This window comes from Opitutaceae bacterium TAV5, assembly GCA_000242935.3.
In the GTDB taxonomy this organism is placed as follows: Bacteria; Verrucomicrobiota; Verrucomicrobiia; order Opitutales; family Opitutaceae; genus Geminisphaera.
The window spans coordinates 3,852,746-3,872,290 of record CP007053.1; the positions used below are offsets into that span (position 1 = coordinate 3,852,746).

Below are 19,545 nucleotides of genomic sequence, written 5' to 3' on the forward strand. Positions count from 1 at the left end.
ATCCGCTCCGCTTTGCTCGGCCGATTGTGATCCGTCGTTTCCTGACTGCCTCGCTCCCGCTCGTCTGCCTCGCCCTGTCACCCCGGGTATGCGCCGACATGCCCCAACTGACGGCCAAAGAATCCCGGATCACGCCCGAAGGCGTGGTGTTTTCCGGCGACGCCCGGCTGACGCAGGACGGCGTCATCCTCACCGCCGACGAGATCATTTACCGGACCAAGGAACAACTGGCCGCCGCTCGCGGCCACGTCGTGTTCACCCACGAAGGCGCGCGGTTGCTCGCCGAGGAAGTGTACTTCAACGTCGGGAAGAAGGAGTTCGACGTGCGCCATTTTCGCGGCGGCCAGTTCCCTTATTATGTCAGCGGCGACCGGGCGACGGGCACGGCCCAGGCGGCCACGCTCTTCGGCGCGCAGGTGCAATACGGCGAAACCGAGCCGCTCGTGCCGATCCTCTCCGCGCCGAAAATCGCCTGGGAGCGCGATACGTCGGTCACGGTCGACAAGGGCAAACTCGCGCTCGGCGACACGCTCGGCATCCCTGTGCCCGGCTTTTCGCTCGCGTTGCCCGAGCCGGCCATCCGCTACACGGATGTGGGCGTCGGCTATTCGTCCACGCTCGGCGCCGAGCTCAACGTCACCTTCGCCCCGCCCGTGGGGAAGGGCATTCGCGCCGGCGCGGATCTCGGCCTGTTCAGCAAGCGCGGCGTGCTCATCGGCCCGGTCGCCACCTATGACACCTTTCCGGCGGAAAAGAAAAAGAAGGACGGCAAGGCCCCCGCGCCCGACGCTGCGGAACTCGCCAGCAATCTGCTCGCTCCTCCCGGACGCGGAGCTTCGGGCGGCCTGCGCACCGGTTATATCCATGACTTCGGCGACACCGGCGATGACGTCGTCGGCGAGGACATCCACTCCAACCGCGGCTTCGTCGAATGGCAGCACCACCAGATCCTCGCCCCCTCGGTCACTTTCAACGCCCGCGTCAACTACTGGTCCGACTCCGAAGTGACGCGCGATTTCCGGCGCGACCTGTTCCGGAAAGACCAGGTGCCCGACACCTTCGGCGAACTCTACCAGACCGGCCTCAACCACACCGTCTCGCTCTTTTTCCGCGCCCAGGCCAACGATTATTTCCCGATGCAGCAGCGCCTGCCCGAAATCCGTTTCGACGGCCTGCCCATCGCGCTCGGCGCCGGCATCTATCACCGGCTCAACGCCAGCATCGCCGTCCTCGAGCAGACCAGCATCACCGGCCCCGAGGCGCCCGTCGGCTACGACAAGACCCTGCGCACCAACCGGGCCGATATCTATTATTCCATGACGCGCCCCTTCAGCCCGCGCGAGTGGCTGAGCCTGTCGCCCGTCGTCGGCGGCCGCGCCACGTATTACCAGCGCGCCACCGGCGGGCGCGATGACTACGCGCGCTTTCTCGGCGAAGTCGGCTTCGATATGGAGATGCGGGCGAGCTCCACCTGGGACGACATCAAGAGCCCGGTCTGGGGCGTGGACGGCCTCCGCCACCTCGTCACGCCGCGCCTCTCTTACCGCTACATCCCGGATGCCGACAAGGGCTCGCAGTACATCCCGCCGATCGACGACCTGCCGTTCGACACGTACCTCCAGCCGCTCGGCCTCGGCAACCAGCGCAACATCGACAGCCTCTCCGCCGCCAACACCCTGCGTATCGGTATCGACAATACGCTCCAGACCCGCGACCCCGTCTACGGCTCGCGCGATCTCGTCAAGCTGGCCCTCGCCGCCGACTACCATTTCAGCGATCTGCCGGCCGGCGCGGACGATCATCTTTCCGATCTCCACATCGGCCTCAGCCTGAGCCCGGCCCGCTGGCTCCAGTTCGATCTCTACCAGCGACTCGACACGAGCAGCTTCTCGACCAACGAAATCAACAGCGGCCTGACCATTCGCGATGCCGATCTCTGGTGGTTGCGCGTGGGCGAGCACTACCTGGAAGACGTGGCCGACCCGATCCAGGAGTACACCGCGGATGCCGGCTACCGGTTCAACGAGATCTGGTCGCTTCTCGGAAGCTGGCGCTACGATGCGCGCACGAGCCGGTTCACCCGCCAGCGTTACGGGCTTCGCCAGCAACTGACGCGCGTCTGGGCGCTGACCTGGCTGGTGGGGCTTTCCCGCGGCGACGAACGCGGCGACGATTTCAGCTTCACCGTGCGGGTGGACATGACGACGTTCTGAATGACGTAGGGGAACTTCTGAAAATTCATTTTTGAACAGAAGGAAACAAAGGAAACGAAGGTAAAAACAAAGAAGACCCCCCACCGAATAAGAAGTTATTTATTTCAAGAAGATTGAACAGGAATGAACGGTAAGCGTCCTTGGTTGTTCTTCGTTCTCTTCGTTGCCTTCTGTTCAATTTCCGGAACCTCCCCTGATTCAATCTCCCATGAGCGTCGCGGCGAACCAGAAGCGTGTCTTCCTGCAACTCCGGTCGCGGCTGCTGCCGCTCGACCGGCGATTTCCCGAGCGGTTGAAAGATGCGCTCTCCGACCGCCGTTTCGGCGGGCGCGATCGCCGGCTTTACTGCGAACTGGCCTTCACCGCCGCCCGGCTGCGCCGCGTGTGGCCGGAGCATGACGACGACTTCATCGCGCTCGTCGCCACGGCCTGTGCGGCTACACCGGATACGGCGGCGTTTCGCGCCGCCTTCGCGCGTGGCACGGGCTTTTTCTGTCAATCCCGCCAATCGCCTGCGATTCCGGACGCCGCGCCGCGCCGCCTCCCCGAACATGGGCAAGGATGCCCCTGCCACCTCACGGACGGGAAGTCCGTGCCGCGCGAGCTTTTCCCCGCATGGGCGCTGGAACCGGGGCGGCCCGCCGCTTCTCCGGCCACCGCAGCCGCGCTGCTCTCGCGGGCTCCGCTCTGGCTGCGGTTGCAGACGGCGACGCCCGCCGGGGTCGCTGCGGTCGAGGCGGAGCTGGCCGGGCGAGGCTGGCCGGTGGAGCGTTTTGAGGCGTTGCCGACGGCATGGCGGCTGCCGCCCGATGCGGCGGTGACATCGACGGAGAGCTACCGCGACGGCCGGGTCGAGGTGCAGGATCTCGGCTCGCAACTCCTGCTCGAAACCGTCGCGCCGGCGCCGGGCGGACGCTGGCTCGATGCGTGCGCCGGAGCGGGCGGCAAGACCTTGCAACTCGCGCAGCTGCTCGGCCCGCAGGGACGCGTGGAAGCGCACGATATCCGCGCCGCCGCGCTTGCCGAGCTGCGCAGGCGGGCGCAACGCGGCGGCTTCGCCAACATCCGCACGCTCGCCACACTGCCTCCGGCGGAGAGCGAAGCGACGGAAGGCGGCGGTTACGACGGCGTGCTGGTGGATGCGCCGTGCAGCGGCACCGGCACGTGGCGGCGCGCGCCGCATCTCATGCATTGCACCACGCCGGAGGATATCACCCGCGCCGCCCGGCGGCAGCGCGAGTTGCTCGACCGGCACGCGCCGCGTGTGCGGTCGGGAGGGCTGCTCGTCTACGCGACATGCTCGCTGTGCGACGAGGAAAACAGCCGTGTGGCGGCCGGTTTTCTCGAAGCGCACGGCGACGTTTTCGAGGTGCGCCCGCCGGTGCGAACCTTCGGTTTCGCGCCGGATGCGTGCGGCGGCCTCACGATCCTCCCCGAGCGGCACGACACCGACGGTTTTTACGTGGCGGCCTTCCGCCGCCGCGGTTGAATTGGCGCGGGCGGGACGCCCGCAAGCGTTGCCTCTCCGCTGCTGAAGTGGCGCGGGCATCCCTGCCCGTGGACGGTGCGAAGCGCCGCCTCCGTGCCACTCCGGAACACGGGCAAGATGCCCGTGCCACTCCCGAGCGGGCGGGACGCCCGCGCCACTTCAACCGCTTGCCATGCCGCCGCTCCGGTTACACCACGGGCGGTTTTTGCGGTTTGCCGCTGCCGGCGGGAGCGGTGGCGGACGGCGGAGTCTCGCGGGCGGGCGACGCCTTGGCCTCGCGGGTTTCACCGTCCTCGTCCTCGCTGTCTCCCGCGGCGGCATCCCGGCCGGCCTTGCCGTTGTCGCGGGCGGTTTCGGCGGCGGCGGTGTCATCGGCTTTCGGATACGCGACGCGGCCGTGCAGCATGTTGAGCAGGGTGTGGGAAAAACTTTCCTTGATCTCGGTCAGCTCGGCAAAGGTGAGCGGCGCGTCGTCGAGCTGGCCGTCGGCGATGCGGTCGTTGACGATCTGCTCGATGAGTTCGCCGAGGTGCTGCGGCGTGACGCGGCGGAGCGAGCGCGAGGCGGCCTCGATGCCGTCGGCCAGATGGATGATGGCGCTCTCCTTGAAGCGCGGCGTGGGGCCGTCGTAGCGGTAGGTCGTTTCGGAGACGGGCGCGGGTTGCAGACCGGGTCCCGCGCCTGGCGAAAAGGGATCGCGCGAGTCGGGCCGGACGGGGCCGACTGGCGAGGCGGTGCCGCGGGCCGCGAACGGAGCCGGCGTGGCGCCGGAGCCGCGCAGGTGGAAGGGCGGTTGCGTGAACGTGGTGCCGGCCTTGGTCACGGCGCGGTGGAAAAAATACCGGATCAGCGTGGTGCCGTGGTGTTGCTGGATCACGTCGATGACGGCGCGGGGGAGCTTGTACTTGAGGGCGAGGTCCACGCCGTCCTTGACGTGGCTCTTGATGATGAGGGCGGAGAGGGACGGGTTGTTGTCGTCGTGCGGGTTCACGCCGTCCACCTGGTTTTCCATGAAATACTCGGGCTTGTTGGTCTTGCCGATGTCGTGGAAGAGCGCGCAGACGCGGGCGAGGAGCGGGTTGGCGCCGATGGCCGAGGCGGCGTTTTCGGCGAGCTGGGCGACGACGAGCGAGTGGTGGTAGGTGCCGGGCGCCTCCATCTGCATGTGGCGCAGGAGCGGGTGATTGTAGTCGGTGAGCTCGAGCAGCGTGATGTCGGTGGTGCGCTTGAAAAGGGCTTCGAGGACGGGCAGCAGGCCGGCCACGATGACGCCGCTGGCGATGCCGGTGGCGAGGCTGGCGCCCATCTGCTTGGCGATGACGAGCCAGGGGAGGCGGTCGAAGAGGCCGAGGAGGAGCACGGCCAGCGCCATGGTGAGCCCGGCCCAGGTCGCGGCGCGCACGACGTTGCTGCGCTTGCGCGTGTTTTGCGCGGCGAACACCGCCACCATCGAGGAGACGAAAGCGAGGACGAGGATGTCCACGCGGTTGCCGTAGATGACGCTGGCGAAGATGGCGATGAGCAGCGCCATGAACATGCCCGAGCCGGCATCGATCATGATGGCGACGACCAGCGGGGCGATGATGACCGGGGCGACATAGGGAAGCACGGAGGCCGCGGCGGTGTTGGAGAGGAAGAAGGGCAGGCTGCCGAGCGCGAAAGCGCCGCGCACCAGGGCCAGGTTGATGACCACCACGAGCGCGAGGAGCGCGAGGCGGCCGTTGCTGCGGAGCGTCTCGGCGTCCTCGAGCCGGATGTAGAGGATGCTGGCGATGACCATCGCAAACACGAGCAGGAGGCGGCCGGCGAGTTGCAGGCCCTCGTCGCGGGCGAGGGTGCCGGTCTCGACGAGATGGTGCCGCCAGGCGACGAGCATCTCGTACTGCTCGGGAGTGACGCGGGTGTCGGGCTCGATGATCGTCTCGCCGCGGGCGACCTTGATGACCACGGGCTGGAGCGTCGCCAGGGTGCGTTCCTGGGAGCGACGGGTGGCGGCGTCGTCATAGACGAGATTCGGGATGAGGCCGCCGCGGAGGATGCGGAAGAGCGCCAGCGAGCGCTCGCGGTCGGTGATCTCGGCGGCGAGATTGATGCGGAGAAAGGTGAGCGCCTCCTCCAGCGACTCGACCCGGCTGGAGATGACCTCGTCATCGTTGCGCAGCACCTGGAAAACGGCCACCGACCCGTCGGGCACGCGGCTCTGGGAGAGCGAGGCGCCGTCGTGGATGCCGCCCTGGTAAATGGCGCGCAGGGTGGACAGGCCGGAGTCGAAAAGAGCGGCGAGGGCGTGGCCGGTCTCGACGCCGAGGAGCTCGGCGGCATCGGCCGTGCTCACGCGATGGGTACCCCGGGCGTTGAAGCTGGCCACGGCCTTTTCGAGGGCGGCGCCGCGTTCGGCGGGCGGGAGGGAGCGGATGCGTTCGAGCTCGTTGTGGAAGGCGCGGAGGTGGAGTTCGAAACGGGCGAGGGGTTCGGGATCGATCCGGTAGATGGGCGCCACCCGGTCGCTGATCTGCTCGCGCAGGCGTTCGGTGCGGACGGTGCTGGTGTAGCTGAACGGTTCGTTGGCGGCGATGCGCGTGGAGGCGACCTGGTTGGGGAGGACGGGCAGGGTGTGGCTGCTGACGCCGACGAAACTGATCAGGACGATCGAGACGACGGTGAACGCGAAAATGATGCCGGCGACGAGGCGGCTGGATTCGAGGAAGTTGGCGAACCCGGATTTTTCTGCGGATTTTCGTCGTCGCGGCGCGGGCGCTCCGGTGAAGAGGCGGCGAAGGTTTTTGAAAAGACTCATGTTTGAAAAACGGGGAGAGATTTGGCTGGCCGGTTCCTACGAGTCGTTTTTTTCGCCCGTGATCGGGTTTTTGTAACGTTCATAGGCGTCGATGATCTTGTGGACGAGCGGATGGCGGACGACGTCGGCCCCGCTGAAATGGTGAAATGCGATTTCGGGTATGTCGTGCAGGATGCTCTCGATCTCGACCAGACCGGACTGGCGGGCGCGGGGCAGGTCGATCTGCGTGATGTCGCCGGTGACGACCATGCGCGACTCCTCGCCGAGGCGGGTGAGGAACATCATCATCTGCTCGGGCGTGGTGTTTTGCGCCTCGTCGAGGATGACGAAACTGTGCGGCAGGGTGCGGCCGCGCATGTAGGCGAGGGGAGCGATTTCGATGACGCCTTTTTCCGTGAGTTTCTCGACTTCGCTGATGTCGAGCATGTCGTGCATGGCGTCGTAGAGCGGGCGGAGGTAGGGGAGGATTTTTTCGCGAAGATCGCCGGGGAGAAACCCGAGCGCCTCGCCCGCCTCGACGGCCGGACGGGTGAGGACGATGCGCTCGACCTCCCCCTTGATCAGCGCGGAGACGGCGGCGGCCATGGCGAGATACGTCTTGCCGGTGCCGGCCGGGCCGATGCCGAACGTGAGCGGCTGGCGCAGGATGGACTGGAGATAGAGTTTTTGCCCGAGCGACTTGGGGACAATGCTCTTGCGATGGGTGGCCACGACGAGCGGCCGGGCGAAAAGTTCGCGGAGCGGTTCGCCGCCATCGCGGGCGATGAGATCGACGAAGCGCGTGAAGTCCGGCGAACGCACCTGCATCCCCTGGGAGCAGGCTTCATTGAGAAAATGGAACAGGTGTTCGACCCGCGTGATGGCCTCGTCGGCGGGCGCCTCGACGCGCAGCCAGTCCTCGCGTGTGACGAGCGTGACGCCGAGGGCATGTTCGGCGTGGGCCAGGTTGTCGGTGCGGCCGGCATAGAGCCGGGAAAGATGGCGGGCGGAGGGAAAGTGGAGGGTTCTGGACGGCATTGTCGGAAAAACTGAAATGCTGAAAAACTGAAATGCTGAAACTCGGGCTTTGGCGGGCGATGGCGGGACGGGTGGGCGGCGGGTTTGGAGTCAGTTTTTCGACTTTTCGGTTTTCAGTGTTTCCGGCGTCGGCTGTGCCGCCGCCACCAGCTTTTCCCACGTCTGTTCGAGGGCCTGCGGGAGGAGGCGGGTCTGTCCGAGGACGGGCATGAAGTTGTTGTCGCCGTTCCAGCGGGGCACGATGTGGCCGTGGAGGTGGTCGATGCTGCCGCCGGAAGCGCGGCCGAGGTTGAAGCCGATGTTGAAGGCATCGGGGTGCATCACGGTGCGGAGCAGGCGTTTGCCGTGGACGATGATGTCGAACAGGTCGGTGCGTTCTTCGGCGGAGAGGTCCTCGATGTCGCCGACCTCGCGAAACGGGATGGCGAGCAGGTGGCCGGGATTGTACGGGAACCGGTTGAGCATCAGGTACGAGAGCGGGCTGCGGTAAACGATGAACGCCGCGCGGTCGTCGCCGAGGGCAGGCAACTCGGTGAACGGGCGCTGAAGCGCAGGCGAACGGGGCGCCTCGATGTAATCCATGCGCCAGTAAGGATGGAGTTGCTGCATAGTGAAGAACCCGGGCAGAGAAACGCCCGTCGGGAGGCTTGTCAAAGCCGGACCCCCCGCCCGCTCCGCCACCGACCGGTGGCGGGGCGGAAGTTCAGAGTTCCGTGTTTGGGGTTTCCGGTTCGGGCAACGCGGCTGCCAACAATAACCCTGAACCCCGGACTCTGAACCCTGAACTTGAAACCGGCGTGTCGAGCCGGTTTCGACTTCTGCCTTGCGGCGCGGGCGCGGAGACTTCTCGCTCCCGGTTTTCCATACCATGAGCAACACCACCGAACAGGAAGTCGCCGTCATCTCCACCGCCTATGGCGACATCACCATTGCCTTCTGGCCCGACGTCGCGCCGAAGACCGTCGAGAATTTCAAAAAACTCGCCCGCGAGGGGTTTTATGACGGCACCGCGTTCCACCGCATCATCAAGGGCTTCATGATCCAGGGCGGCTGCCCCAACACGAAGGAAGGCGCGCGCGGCCTCCCCGGCACCGGCGACCCCGGTTACAAGATCAAGGCCGAGTTCAACACGAAGTCGCACGTCCGCGGCGTCATTTCGATGGCTCGCGCGGCGAACCCTGACTCCGCCGGCAGCCAGTTTTTCATCTGCCACGGCGACGCCCGCTTCCTTGACCGCCAGTACACCGCCTTCGGCGAACTCGTGGCCGGCGACGATGTCCTCGAAAAAATCGCCACGGTGCCGACGAAGTCGGGTGGCGGCGGCGAAAAGAGCACGCCGATCGAGCGCATCGCGGTGAAAACCGTCCGCATCGAGACGAAGAGCTGATTTTTTTGCCCACGAAACACACGAAAGGGCACGAAAAAAATACCCGGAATTCCGGTTTCTGTCTTTTCGTGTCCTTTCGTGTGTTTCGTGGGCTCTTTTATGATTTCGGTTTCGGTCCCGGCAGCGTCAGAGGATCGATTTTTTCTCTCAACTCCACGGTGGCCAGAACCTTGGGCACGTACATCTGCGTTTCCACCGGCAACGCATCGGCGATGGCTTCGAAGGAGCCGGCTTCCTTTTTCCGCAACAGCCGCGCCACGCGTCCCTCGCCCGCGTTGTAGGCCGCCAGGGTGAGCGGCCACGACGAAAAACGCCCGTAAAGCCTTTTCAGGTAACGCGCCGCCGCCTCCGCGCTCTTTTCCGGTTGCAGCCGTTCGTCCTCCGGATCGAGCGACAACCCCATGTGCTCGGCCGTCTTCGGCATGAACTGGAACAGGCCTCGCGCCCCCGCCGGACTCTGTGCTTCGGGATTCCAGGACGATTCCACCTCGGCCAGCCAGACCCACTCCGACGGCACGCCCTCGCGGGTGAAAACGGTTTTGACCTCGTCCACCCATTTGCCGGCCCTCGCCGGGGCGGGGCGAGCGGCCAGCCGCGTTTTCCATGCGTCGAGGTCGCGAGTGATTTCCGCCGCCGTCGGCCGGCGTTTGGGCGGGGGAGGGGGTGTTCCCGGAACGGTGGTTTCGGTGGGGCGGGTCGGTGAGGCCAGCCGCGCCCGGGCCAGCGCTTCGGCGGCCATCGACAGGTAATCGAGCCGGGCCAGCAGCCAGTCCGCATAAGGCTGGGCCCACGGATACTGGCGCGCCTGGTTGAGCAACGCTTCCGCCTGCGGACGCAGCCGGGCGAGGTCTTCGAGCGTGCCGTCCTGCAATGCCTGCTCCACGGCGCGGTTGAGAGCCGTTTCGGCCGCCTCCTGCGTCTCCGGGGGCAGGTGCGCCCGGACGGCCTCCGCGAACTCCGCAATATCTTCGTCGGAAGGCAGTTCGTAGTCATCAAGAAGATCCTGCGAGGAAAGGCCGGCAGGGAGGAGCAGGCAGAGGCCGAAGGAGAGACTGAAACAACGCGAGAGCATCGTGGTGGCGCAGGGAAAAAACAGGGTCCACACCGATGCCCCAGCCTCGGCCCGGGCGCAACCGCGGTTTTTGCCCGGGCCGGATCCGCAGGGGCGACGATGACAGGTCCGGGTTGTGGGAATGCCGGGGGGGGTCATCGGCCAATTTTTTGATCTTATTGCATGCAATAGCATTGAGTAACCTGATCGATCAGGCAGCGTGTGCGGGGTCATGAGTGATGAATCCCTCCATCAGCCGCACGACAAACTCGTCAAGGCCGGGTTCGAAGATATTCCCAGTGCGGTTGCGTTCTTCGAGGGGGTGTTTCCTCCTGCGGTCAAGCGCTGGCTGGATTTTGGGGATGTCGGGCTGGTGTCAGGGAGCTACATCAGCAAAAAGCTCCGGAAGCGGGAGAGCGATCTGGTCTTCAGGATCGGGCGGTGGGAAGCGGACGGAGGCAAACCGGGAGAGCCGAAGGAAGACGTTTTCGTTTATGTGCTGTTCGAGCACCAGAGTACGCCGGAGCGCTGGCTGGCGTTGCGATTGCTCACCTACATTGCGGCATTTTTGCAGAAATTCGTGGAGAAGCATCCTGATGCCAGAGCCTTGCCGGTGGTGCTTCCTGTCATTCTTGCCCAGAACAACCGGCGGTGGGCTCTCTCGCCGCGTTTCGCCGATCTCTTCGCTCTTGCCGACGAAATGGCGAAGGATGTCGCGGAGTTTATCCCGGCCTTTACATTTCGCCTGATCCAGTTGGCGGAGATTCCGTTCGACAAGATTTGGGGAACGCCATTGGGGATTATGACCTTGCGTGTGCTCAAGGCCGGCAGTCAGGGAAAGGATTCGCTGATGAGCGATGCGGTCTGGGACCAGTCGTTGATGGTGCGCTTGCCGCCCGATGCCCTGGAACGCATCTTCCACTACATCTTCGGGGTGGGGGAGATTGACTTGGAGAGCATTCGGGAGAAGATTTTCGAAATTGAGAACGAACCCGTCCGGAACAAAGCCATGACTATCGCAGAACAGTTCAGAATGGAGGGCCGGCAAGAAGGTCGGCATGAGGGTGTGTTAATCGGGCAGATCCAGTTGCTCCAGCGGCTCCTGGGGCAGGATGTTGCCGATACGAAAATTCTGTCGATGCAAACGCTCGACCAGCTCGAGGCGTTGCGCCGGCGGCTCGAGCATGGGCTGAAGCGGTAAGGATCCGAACCGGTTAGCCGCGAAAGAACGCAAAATCACCCGGCCCGGCGAGAATCTCCCGCGCGCTTATAAGCGCGATGGGGGGCTTCATGCGCACCAGGATTTTTGCGCCCTTTCGCGGCCAATCCTTCGCTCGGTACGCGTTCATTCGCGGTTACGGTTTGGATTCTTTATTAGCTGCTGATAATCAAATTGTTCTTTGAAAAATCGAAGACCGGGAAATCCGGGTTGACGCTGTCCACTTGCGAAAAGTTTTAAGTTTTCCGGCTCTCGCGTGTTTTTCAGGGTAACCGCTCATGAACCCATCCCCTGCCACACCCCTCATTTGCTTTCCCCGGTCGTCCACATGTCCGGCGGTGGAGCCTGTCTTGGCAGGGTCGCCCAAAGGGACGGGTCACCGGTCCGGATTTCAGCGTTTCAGCCTTTCAGCGGTTCAGCTTTTCCGGTCGGCTCATCTTTGCGATTGCGCTGCACCGGAGGATGGCTTTCTTGGAGCCTTTCACCTCCCCCCTATGCGCTACCCGACTTCCAGTCCGAGGTTTTCTACCCGCGTGCTCCCCGCTCGCCGAGCGGATTCCGACTGCACTCGATACAATCGCAATGCATTTACATTGATCGAGTTACTGACCGTCATCGCGATCATTGGCATTCTGGCCGGAATCACCTTTGGTATCACCAAAGGCGTAAACGAGCGGGCGGCGATCAATCAGGCCCGGACAGAACTGTCGGCATTGGCTACGGCCTTAGAAAACTACAAACGGCAATACGGAGATTATCCACAGACAGGACCTGATCCCGGAACAGCTGCTACAACAGTAACGATCACGGTGGGCGACCCTGCTGCACAATTCTTGAATGCTTTATCAGGAAAGCTGGGACCAACCTTGAAAAATATAAGCGGAAAAAATTTTGTTGAGCTTGGGAGATTTACTTTGGAAACGGAAAATTTGCCGGATCCTGCAGCGACAAACGCTGTATCTGTAGCTAATGCATTTCTTGATCCGTGGGGGCGCCGTTATATGTATTGCTATAAAGACCAAGCGAATCCAGGAACGTGGAATAACCCATCTTATGTTTTATTTTCGACAGGACCTGATGGAAAGAGAAAAGCAAGTGATCCAACTTCTGCAGGCGTAGTTGATTACGCTGATACTGATAACATTGATAATATTTACGTAAACCGATAACTTCCTGTGACTATGGATACAAAAAAATACATGCGATATAAAGGATTTACATTGATTGAACTATTGACGGTTATAGCTGTAATCGGAATTTTGGCAGCAATTATGATTCCGACTGTAGGCGCCGTACGAAATTCAGCCCGAAAAGCGAAAACAAAAACTCAGTTTAGCCAATGGGGGGCTGCGTTTGAGATGTTCAAGCAAGAGTATGGCTATTATCCCAATTTTTCCACCACTCCCACTACTGGAAATTATATTCTGGCCGACAATGCTGATGCAGAAAAATTTGCGGGAACATTAACAGGCAAGACTTTGAGCGGAAGTGGTACACCAACTGACGCTAATCTTAATGGCAATAAAAAGAAAATCAGCTTTTATTCCCTAAGTGATGCCGAACTTAGCTCAACAACAACTGCTAATGCGAAAATTCAAGATGCATTCGGAAATACAGAAATTGGCATCATTATTGATGTTACGGGTGATGGACGCATCAAGTTGGACGATATTAGTGGTTCATTAACAGTTAATGCAAAGGATGGAGGCAGCTTTACCCCGACAAGCGGTGGAACTGATAGAGATATTCCGACCGATGGTGTTCGTGCTGGGGTGATTTTTTATTCTGCAGGTAAAGACGGAAGTCCCAAGGGCGCTGTTATGAGTTGGAAGTAGATACTAGGCACTCTAGGTCGGAGCAATGGATTAAATAAAATGATTCTTACTAACTATACGAAAAACCGAGCTTTTACCTTGATTGAGCTTTTGGTCGTTATAGGGCTGATTGCCGTATTGGTTGGAGGAATCGGCATGGCTCTTGCGAAAGGGGGCGACCGCAGTGCCGCCCTGCAAGGAGGACAGGGATTGTTATCCAGTCTGCTATCCGGAGTGCGTGGCAGAGCGGCTTTAGCCCAAGAAGAAACAGGTCTCTTTGTAGATTCGGACCCATCATCTACTGGTTTTCTGCAGGCGTTTCGAATTGCTGTGAAGTCCGGTTCCAACTGGGAGCCTGTTGGTGAACAAATAATGTTGCCTCAAGGAATTTTTCTGATTCCTCCGACGTCGGGTACTTTTACCGCTGCCCAAGTCGCACTTACCCCCCTTGGTGGCGGTTCATGGCCAGCAAGTCGCTACTCAACAGGTTTTGATGGATCCAGTGCCACACTGAATAATATCACTGGCACTTATAAAATGGTTTATTCACTCTCAGCGCGGGGGACTACTGCAACAGGGGGGAAGCTCATCTTGGCGGCTGGTGAACGCACTGCAACAGGTATAAGGCTTCTTAACCCAGATTATATTCGCGGAGCAACTCTAAGTTCATATGGCGTATTGACTCTTCTGACTGACTCAACGGCATTTGATAATTAATAATATGATATTTGATTTTGTGTACTGTAATAAAGTATCTCGATCTAGGGCTTTTTCCTTGGTTGAGGTTGTCGTTGCTGTGGGTATTTTTGCTCTCGCTGTTGTCACTGTTATTGGATTGTTGGTTCCTATAACACAATCGGTTGCTGATGTAAGGGATACCGATGATGCTACGCGGGTTGTCTCAACAATTCAAGCTGAGCTGCAAAGGTTGCCTTTTTTAGGAGCACAAAGCATACAAAACGCACTAAAGTTTGCCTCTGACGTGGCAGCGGATGATTCTAACGCCACCTATGATCCTTCAGCAGATAACAGTATCTTGTTTGCGAGTAGGGGGGGGGATAAAGTTGGATTCTACAATGCCAGTTCTGTCTGGGATCCTGATTCAAGCCTGAGTTCCACTGAGGAGGATGCCTTGAAGTTTTTTGAAATAGTGCTTATTCGAAACGAGGCGATCTCTCGTCCTGTCGATGATAACGAGGCAGGTTACTTGGCTTTTACTCTTCGCTTACGCTGGCCGGCATTCAGGCCCGATGGCCAGCGTAATACACAAAACGATCAGAAAAATGTATTGCTTGTGCCGATGGCAATTACCCGATGAATTTTACTGGTAACCTATATTCGCTTCGTGCTGGCCGATCTCAGGTGGTTAAAGGCTTTACCATCGTTGAGCTTCTTGTCGCTGTCGGTATCACCGCTTTACTTGTTGCATCGATGCTAATTGTTACGATCAATGTGATTAATGTGTGGGGCCGTACATCTGGATCTCTGGCTGCTGGAAATCAGGCACGGTTGATTCTGGATCAGATTACTCAGGATCTGCAAGCTGCCGTTTTTCAAAGGGATAATAATGTTTGGTTGGCAGCAAGCATACAAGGTGCCCAAACAACAGCTGCAGGTGATTCAGCTTATAGCAAGGCTGATTGGACAGGTGGCACTAATTTGAAGCCCAATACGATTGACGTTGATCATGAATATGATCTTGCTAGTTGTAAATTTGGGCAGGCAGGTGTTTGGCTTCGATTTTTTACCATCCCTTCTGATGAAAATGATGAGTTGACGGACGTGTCGGCGCCAAGAGCAATCGCTTATCAGATAATTCGTGTTGGATTAGGTACGGCTCCCAATATCCAATATACATATCAATTATTTCGTTCAGAGGTCTCGCCAATGGATTCTTCTGTGGCAGGTCGTTCAACTTTCGAGATAGGTTATGATCTTTTTACTGCAGATGTGAACGGATACAATGCACAAGATGATGGTTGGTCATTGGTCAATCCACAGACGCTAGGAAATCCGAAAAAACGGAAGTCTAACGCAGGAAATATACGGATGCCTAATGCGCAGCAATTGCTTGCTAACGATATTGTCGATTTTGGGATCCGATTTTACGAACCTGATTCATCGACACCTCCTAATCTGATTGAAATATTCCCTGTAGATCGTCGAGTTGGATCGGCTGCAACTAGAGGTTTATTGGCGGTGACAATGGATACTTCGAAAAATCAACCGACGTATGGGTATACTCCGGGAAATAGATCTTATGGTTATCCAACGGTCGCCGAAGTAATGGTTAGAATTTTAACTGCGGAGGGAGCTAGGCTTCTGCAGGCTTATGAAGAGAACCATCTTCAGACTACAGACGATTGGTGGGGCATTGTTGAGAAAAATTCGCAAGTCTATACTCGTCGAATTGAGATCAAGGCTACGGCATTATGAACAAAATGAACGCATATCCTCATGACTCTCATGTTCAGCTGCGATCCGACAGAGGATTCGCCTTATTGGTCACAATTGTACTGGTTGCGTTTCTGGTTCTCATCTTAGTCGCTTTGGCTACTTTCAGTCGCGTAGAAACGCAGGTCGCTGACAACTCGCAGCAGATAGCTAAAGCACGCGAAAATGCTATTATGGCTCTTAACATCGCTGTCGGGCAATTGCAGAAGCATGCGGGGCCTGATCGGCGTGCTACAGGACGAGGTGATCTCGTTAGCAATGTAGTCAAAGAGCGATTTATTACGGGAATCTGGGATGAAACTCCAACTAAAGACGAACCACTCGTATGGCTTGTGAGCAAGGGTGAAGATCCAACGAACTCCGCCGTTAATGATGCGCTGACAGCTGTTTTAGCACCGGGAACTGGAACCGCCGCTTATGATGATACGGCAAGTGCACCGTGGGTTTTCCTTGTATGGGATAACAGTGTCGCTAACTCTGACTATCGAATCCGTCTCGAAAAGCAACCTATACGGGTACCTCCAAGTGCAGTCCCTGGCGCAGGATCTACTGGAAGTGATGTCATCATAGGGAATTACGCCTATTGGGTGAGTGATGAGGGAATCAAAGCCAGTGCAGCATTAAACGCTGGTACAAGCATTTCGTATAATAATGATGGTACGGGAAGTAGTGGACAGGGTGACAATTGGTCTGGGGCACCCAATGAAAAACGAAATCGACTTGCTCAATTTGCGTTACCTAGAACTAGGCTTGATAGGACGAATCTATTTGGATCATCTTTTGATATATATGATAATAAATTGCCTGACGTTTTGCAGGGGCGGCAGCTTTTATTTATCTCCGGTGCTCCTACATTGACAGTATGGAAAGAGAAATTCCACGATGTGACAACCTTAAGCCAAGGGGTACTGGCAGATGTTTCGGCAACGACTACGGATGGACGGCTTAAAGAAGACTTATCCGATATTGCCAATCCTCGACTTCCAGCTCTCCTTCCGTTTCAGCAGGCCCGTGTAGCTCCATCAACTGGTTTTGTCGCAACGTATACCCCAAATCCAGATAGCCCTACTATTGGAGATAGGTACCCAGCCTATCCAGTATTGACTGAATTTGGTATCCGTTTCTGGTATTCGATTTCTGGAACGGATATTATGTTGAATTATATTATTGATGCTGAGCTATGGAATCCCTATGCGGCGGATGTTCAGCTTCCCGGTAGTGTTAATAAATTCCAGATGGAGATAACCAATTTACCGGGAAGTGTTGATCTGGTTGATGATTTAGGGACAGCATATCCAGGGGTCGGGCTTGGTACTGTATTGCCATCTCCATTCGTTGTTGAAATTGATCCTTCATTGATTTGGACTGCCGGTGAAATTAAGCGTGTTTCAGGTTCCGCGGGGAGTCTGCTAGTTGCGGGAAGTAGTGGAACTCAGGATACTATAAGTACGACCGTTGCCGTGACGGGTACACCAACTGAAATATCTACTGTAAATAATATACCTGCCGTTAATAACTTGGTGGTGGTGCTTCAGATGACTAGGGTAGCGGCCTCAACAGATGATATTCAGACATATGATCCTCAGATTGCATACTCTGCTGGAAATGGAATTAGCAATTCCAATGCGGCATCATTTGGCTATGGGTTTCAGCTGAATGAAGATCTCAGAGTATGGACAAGTGGAGATGGCAGCGTTTCTCCCCAAGCAGATCCTCGCCGCGGAACTTTACAAGGAACGGCCTATTATGAGCCTAATGCCACTGCGGTTTGGCAAAATGACCCTGCTGCCAATAATGCATCTTTAGCCCTTTCCACCGAATTTACAGGAATTACTTCCCCAGATGTGATCGTGCTTTTTGATCTCCCTCGCCAAGAGATCACATCATTGGGAATGTTTGTTCATGCAAAGGAAACTCTTCCATACGAATTAGGCAATACATGGGGGACAAATAATAATTATTATGATAGGTATTTTATTTCTACCGTTCCTCGGTTTGCGTCCACCGCAGAATGGAATCCTGAGAGTAATAAGCCGCTGCCTAATCGTTACATTAAGGTCCATCATCCTGAAAGCAGTGCCACGATTAGTCCCACAGATCTTCAGAATTATGAAAGGGCTGCGATGTATTTGTTGCAAACAGGCTCATTTAATATTAATTCTACATCTATTCAGGCTTGGGAAGCTATTTTAGGCTCCAAGCTCCTCGGCTGGGAACATGAAGGAGTTGCTTCTGGAGGTATTTCATTGGATAATGCGTTTTTCCGGTTACCCCATGGCGCACAACAGTTGACCAAACCACTTTTGGGATCTGCTACTGACCCGCTTGATGATGTTGACTCCATTAATAGCGGGGGACGGCAGTTGGAGGAAAACGAGATAGAGAGACTGGCAGCGGAAATCGTTAATGAGATAAAAATTCATACGGCATCGAACGGACCTTATCGAACATTAGCCCGATTTATTGATGATGGCGTTATTGAAAGGGCTATTGTAGCTGCAGGTATCAATAGTGCTCCTGCAAATGGCAGTCTCTCAACGAATTTTATGGGAACATCGGCTGCTCTGACTCAAGCAGATGTTGTGAACGCTATAGCACCGTTTATGACTCCGCGCACTGACACTTTTATGATCCGAGCTTACGGGGATGTTCGAAATCCTATGACGGATAGTATTGAGGGAAGAGCTTGGTGTGAGGCAGTGGTGCAGCGCCTGCCCGAGATGGTGGATTCGAGCCTTGATGCGTTGGAACCCAATCCCCCATCCGCTCCGTATTTTTATTTTGGCCGTAAGTTTAAAATAATTTCTTTCCGATGGCTCACATTCGACGACTTATAAGTCTATTTGTTCTGTTTTTCTTCGGCGGTGAGAGGATTTTGATTTCTCAGCCGATTCCAGAGGATTCATCCAACCGGGCAGCATTTACCGTCCTAGCTTTACCCGGTGCGGCATCTCAGATGCCTGCGGAGCTTTATTATTTACATGGACCTTCTGATGGTCTGGTTCTGCGATTCATGGAAAACCGACGTTCCGAAATGATCGCCCGTGCTTCTGCTGGCCCATTGGTATTTGGAACTCGAAATACGACAGGAACATTGGAAAAACCAACATTTACTCGGGTGACAGAGGTTTCATGGCCACAGTCGGCTAAGAGAGCTCTTGTATTATTTGCTTACACCCCTGCCGTCGCTGGAACCACCGGGGCACAGGTCAAAGCCATTGCTATAGATGATTCCATTGACTCGTTCCCGTCACAGTCGGTAAAAATACTGAATTTTAGTGGTACTGCGTTATTGGCAAAAGTTGGAGATTTTGAAGGATTAATTACAACGGGTCCCTCTTCTGCAATTAAGTATCCAAAGGATAAGCTGGAAGCTGTTAAATCAGGGAAAATGGTACGTTTCCCTCTACTTCTCGGAACACGAAAAGATGGAGCTGCCACCAAAATTCTGTTTTCGGGTAATGTTGATGGATGGCCTGACTCGAGAACATTGGTCATGATTACTCCATCGACCAAAAATGGAAAACCAGGGGTGCAAGTAAGCTTTATAGTTGAAGCGATTGCTTCTGAGAAATCTGTTGCTCTAAAATAGTCGGTGCTGAAAAATACATCAACCTATTAACTGATAGAATATTGATTTGATCGTCAAACCTCAACCTTGCCCGGCCTAAACCGAGGTTCTTCAGCACCGACTAAAATAACAACAGACCGCAAAGAGCGCGGCCGGGAGGGGCAGGGGCTATGGACTTCGTGGCCTAGCGGTTCGCAAATACATGGATTTTTCCGTCTGCGCGCATAAGGCTTTCCTCAATGCCTCCAAATCATCCGTTTATTGTTCGCGGGCCGATCGGGCTTCCGCTCGCTAGGTAATCGGGGATTTCCTAGTATGTTTTTGTTTACCAACCTCACAACAAGGCTGGCAACAAATCTACGCCACCCGCTCCGGCTCGTCGCCCGGCAGCGCGCCGCCACCGTTGAGGCTATTCCTCGCTTCTCGTCTTCCGGCGGCCGGTAGATGGCCCAGCCCGTGGTTACGCAGATGGGGATGCCAAGGGGGTTGGGACAAGCCGACGGGGGGGCAAGCCGACGGGGTCAGGCCGGAAT

At 57.4% G+C, this 19,545-nt stretch carries 13 protein-coding genes; 7 read left to right on the forward strand and 6 right to left on the reverse strand.

Annotation, left to right across the window (positions count from 1 at the left end):
* Positions 1-26 precede the first annotated feature (26 nt).
* Positions 27-2,213 (forward strand): hypothetical protein, encoded by a 2,187-nt coding sequence (locus tag OPIT5_16475; protein ID AHF94447.1) that lies wholly within the window; start codon positions 27-29, stop codon positions 2,211-2,213.
* 208 nt (positions 2,214-2,421) lie between these two features.
* Positions 2,422-3,702, forward strand: coding sequence for an RNA methyltransferase (locus OPIT5_16480; GenBank protein ID AHF91584.1), 1,281 nt, complete (start codon positions 2,422-2,424; stop codon positions 3,700-3,702).
* A 187-nt stretch (positions 3,703-3,889) separates the two neighbouring features.
* Here OPIT5_16480 and OPIT5_16485 read toward each other — a convergent pair whose 3' ends face one another.
* From OPIT5_16485 to OPIT5_16495, 3 genes are all read right to left on the reverse strand, one after another.
* The gene (locus tag OPIT5_16485) at positions 3,890-6,499 is read right to left on the reverse strand and encodes a phosphohydrolase (protein ID AHF91585.1); all 2,610 of its coding nucleotides are present in this window, start codon (positions 6,497-6,499) and stop codon (positions 3,890-3,892) included.
* A gap of 36 nt (positions 6,500-6,535) precedes the next feature.
* Positions 6,536-7,516 (reverse strand): PhoH, encoded by a 981-nt coding sequence (locus tag OPIT5_16490; GenBank protein AHF91586.1) that lies wholly within the window; start codon positions 7,514-7,516, stop codon positions 6,536-6,538.
* Between the two features lie 90 nt (positions 7,517-7,606).
* Positions 7,607-8,125: an HIT family hydrolase gene (locus OPIT5_16495; protein AHF91587.1), complete on the reverse strand. Its 519-nt coding sequence runs from the start codon at positions 8,123-8,125 to the stop codon at positions 7,607-7,609.
* Positions 8,126-8,384: 259 nt separating this feature from the next.
* Between OPIT5_16495 and OPIT5_16500 the strand changes: the two genes are divergently transcribed.
* A complete protein-coding gene (locus tag OPIT5_16500) occupies positions 8,385-8,903 on the forward strand; it encodes a peptidyl-prolyl cis-trans isomerase (GenBank protein AHF91588.1) in 519 nt (172 codons plus the stop codon).
* 97 nt (positions 8,904-9,000) lie between these two features.
* Here OPIT5_16500 and OPIT5_16505 read toward each other — a convergent pair whose 3' ends face one another.
* Complete coding sequence (locus OPIT5_16505; GenBank protein ID AHF91589.1) at positions 9,001-10,113, reverse strand: lytic transglycosylase; 1,113 nt, start codon at positions 10,111-10,113, stop codon at positions 9,001-9,003.
* A 61-nt stretch (positions 10,114-10,174) separates the two neighbouring features.
* Between OPIT5_16505 and OPIT5_16510 the strand changes: the two genes are divergently transcribed.
* On the forward strand, positions 10,175-11,155 hold the full coding sequence (locus OPIT5_16510; GenBank protein ID AHF91590.1) for a transposase: 981 nt from the start codon (positions 10,175-10,177) through the stop codon (positions 11,153-11,155).
* A 13-nt stretch (positions 11,156-11,168) separates the two neighbouring features.
* Here the strand turns inward: OPIT5_16510 and OPIT5_16515 are convergent, their stop codons facing one another.
* Positions 11,169-11,303: a hypothetical protein gene (locus tag OPIT5_16515; GenBank protein AHF94448.1), complete on the reverse strand. Its 135-nt coding sequence runs from the start codon at positions 11,301-11,303 to the stop codon at positions 11,169-11,171.
* Between the two features lie 839 nt (positions 11,304-12,142).
* Here OPIT5_16515 and OPIT5_16520 point away from each other — a divergent pair.
* The 3 genes from OPIT5_16520 to OPIT5_16530 all read left to right on the forward strand — a co-directional run bounded on the left by OPIT5_16520 (position 12,143) and on the right by OPIT5_16530 (position 17,247).
* Positions 12,143-12,292, forward strand: a complete 150-nt coding sequence (locus OPIT5_16520) for a hypothetical protein (protein ID AHF94449.1) — start codon at positions 12,143-12,145, stop codon at positions 12,290-12,292.
* Positions 12,293-14,554: 2,262 nt separating this feature from the next.
* Entirely contained in the window at positions 14,555-14,650 is a 96-nt protein-coding gene (locus OPIT5_16525; protein ID AHF94450.1) for a hypothetical protein, read from the forward strand.
* A gap of 2,447 nt (positions 14,651-17,097) precedes the next feature.
* The gene (locus OPIT5_16530) at positions 17,098-17,247 is read left to right on the forward strand and encodes a hypothetical protein (GenBank protein ID AHF94451.1); all 150 of its coding nucleotides are present in this window, start codon (positions 17,098-17,100) and stop codon (positions 17,245-17,247) included.
* A gap of 461 nt (positions 17,248-17,708) precedes the next feature.
* On the opposite strand, the gene OPIT5_16535 is transcribed toward OPIT5_16530, so the two are convergent.
* Positions 17,709-17,864: a hypothetical protein gene (locus OPIT5_16535; GenBank protein ID AHF94452.1), complete on the reverse strand. Its 156-nt coding sequence runs from the start codon at positions 17,862-17,864 to the stop codon at positions 17,709-17,711.
* Positions 17,865-19,545 lie beyond the last annotated feature (1,681 nt).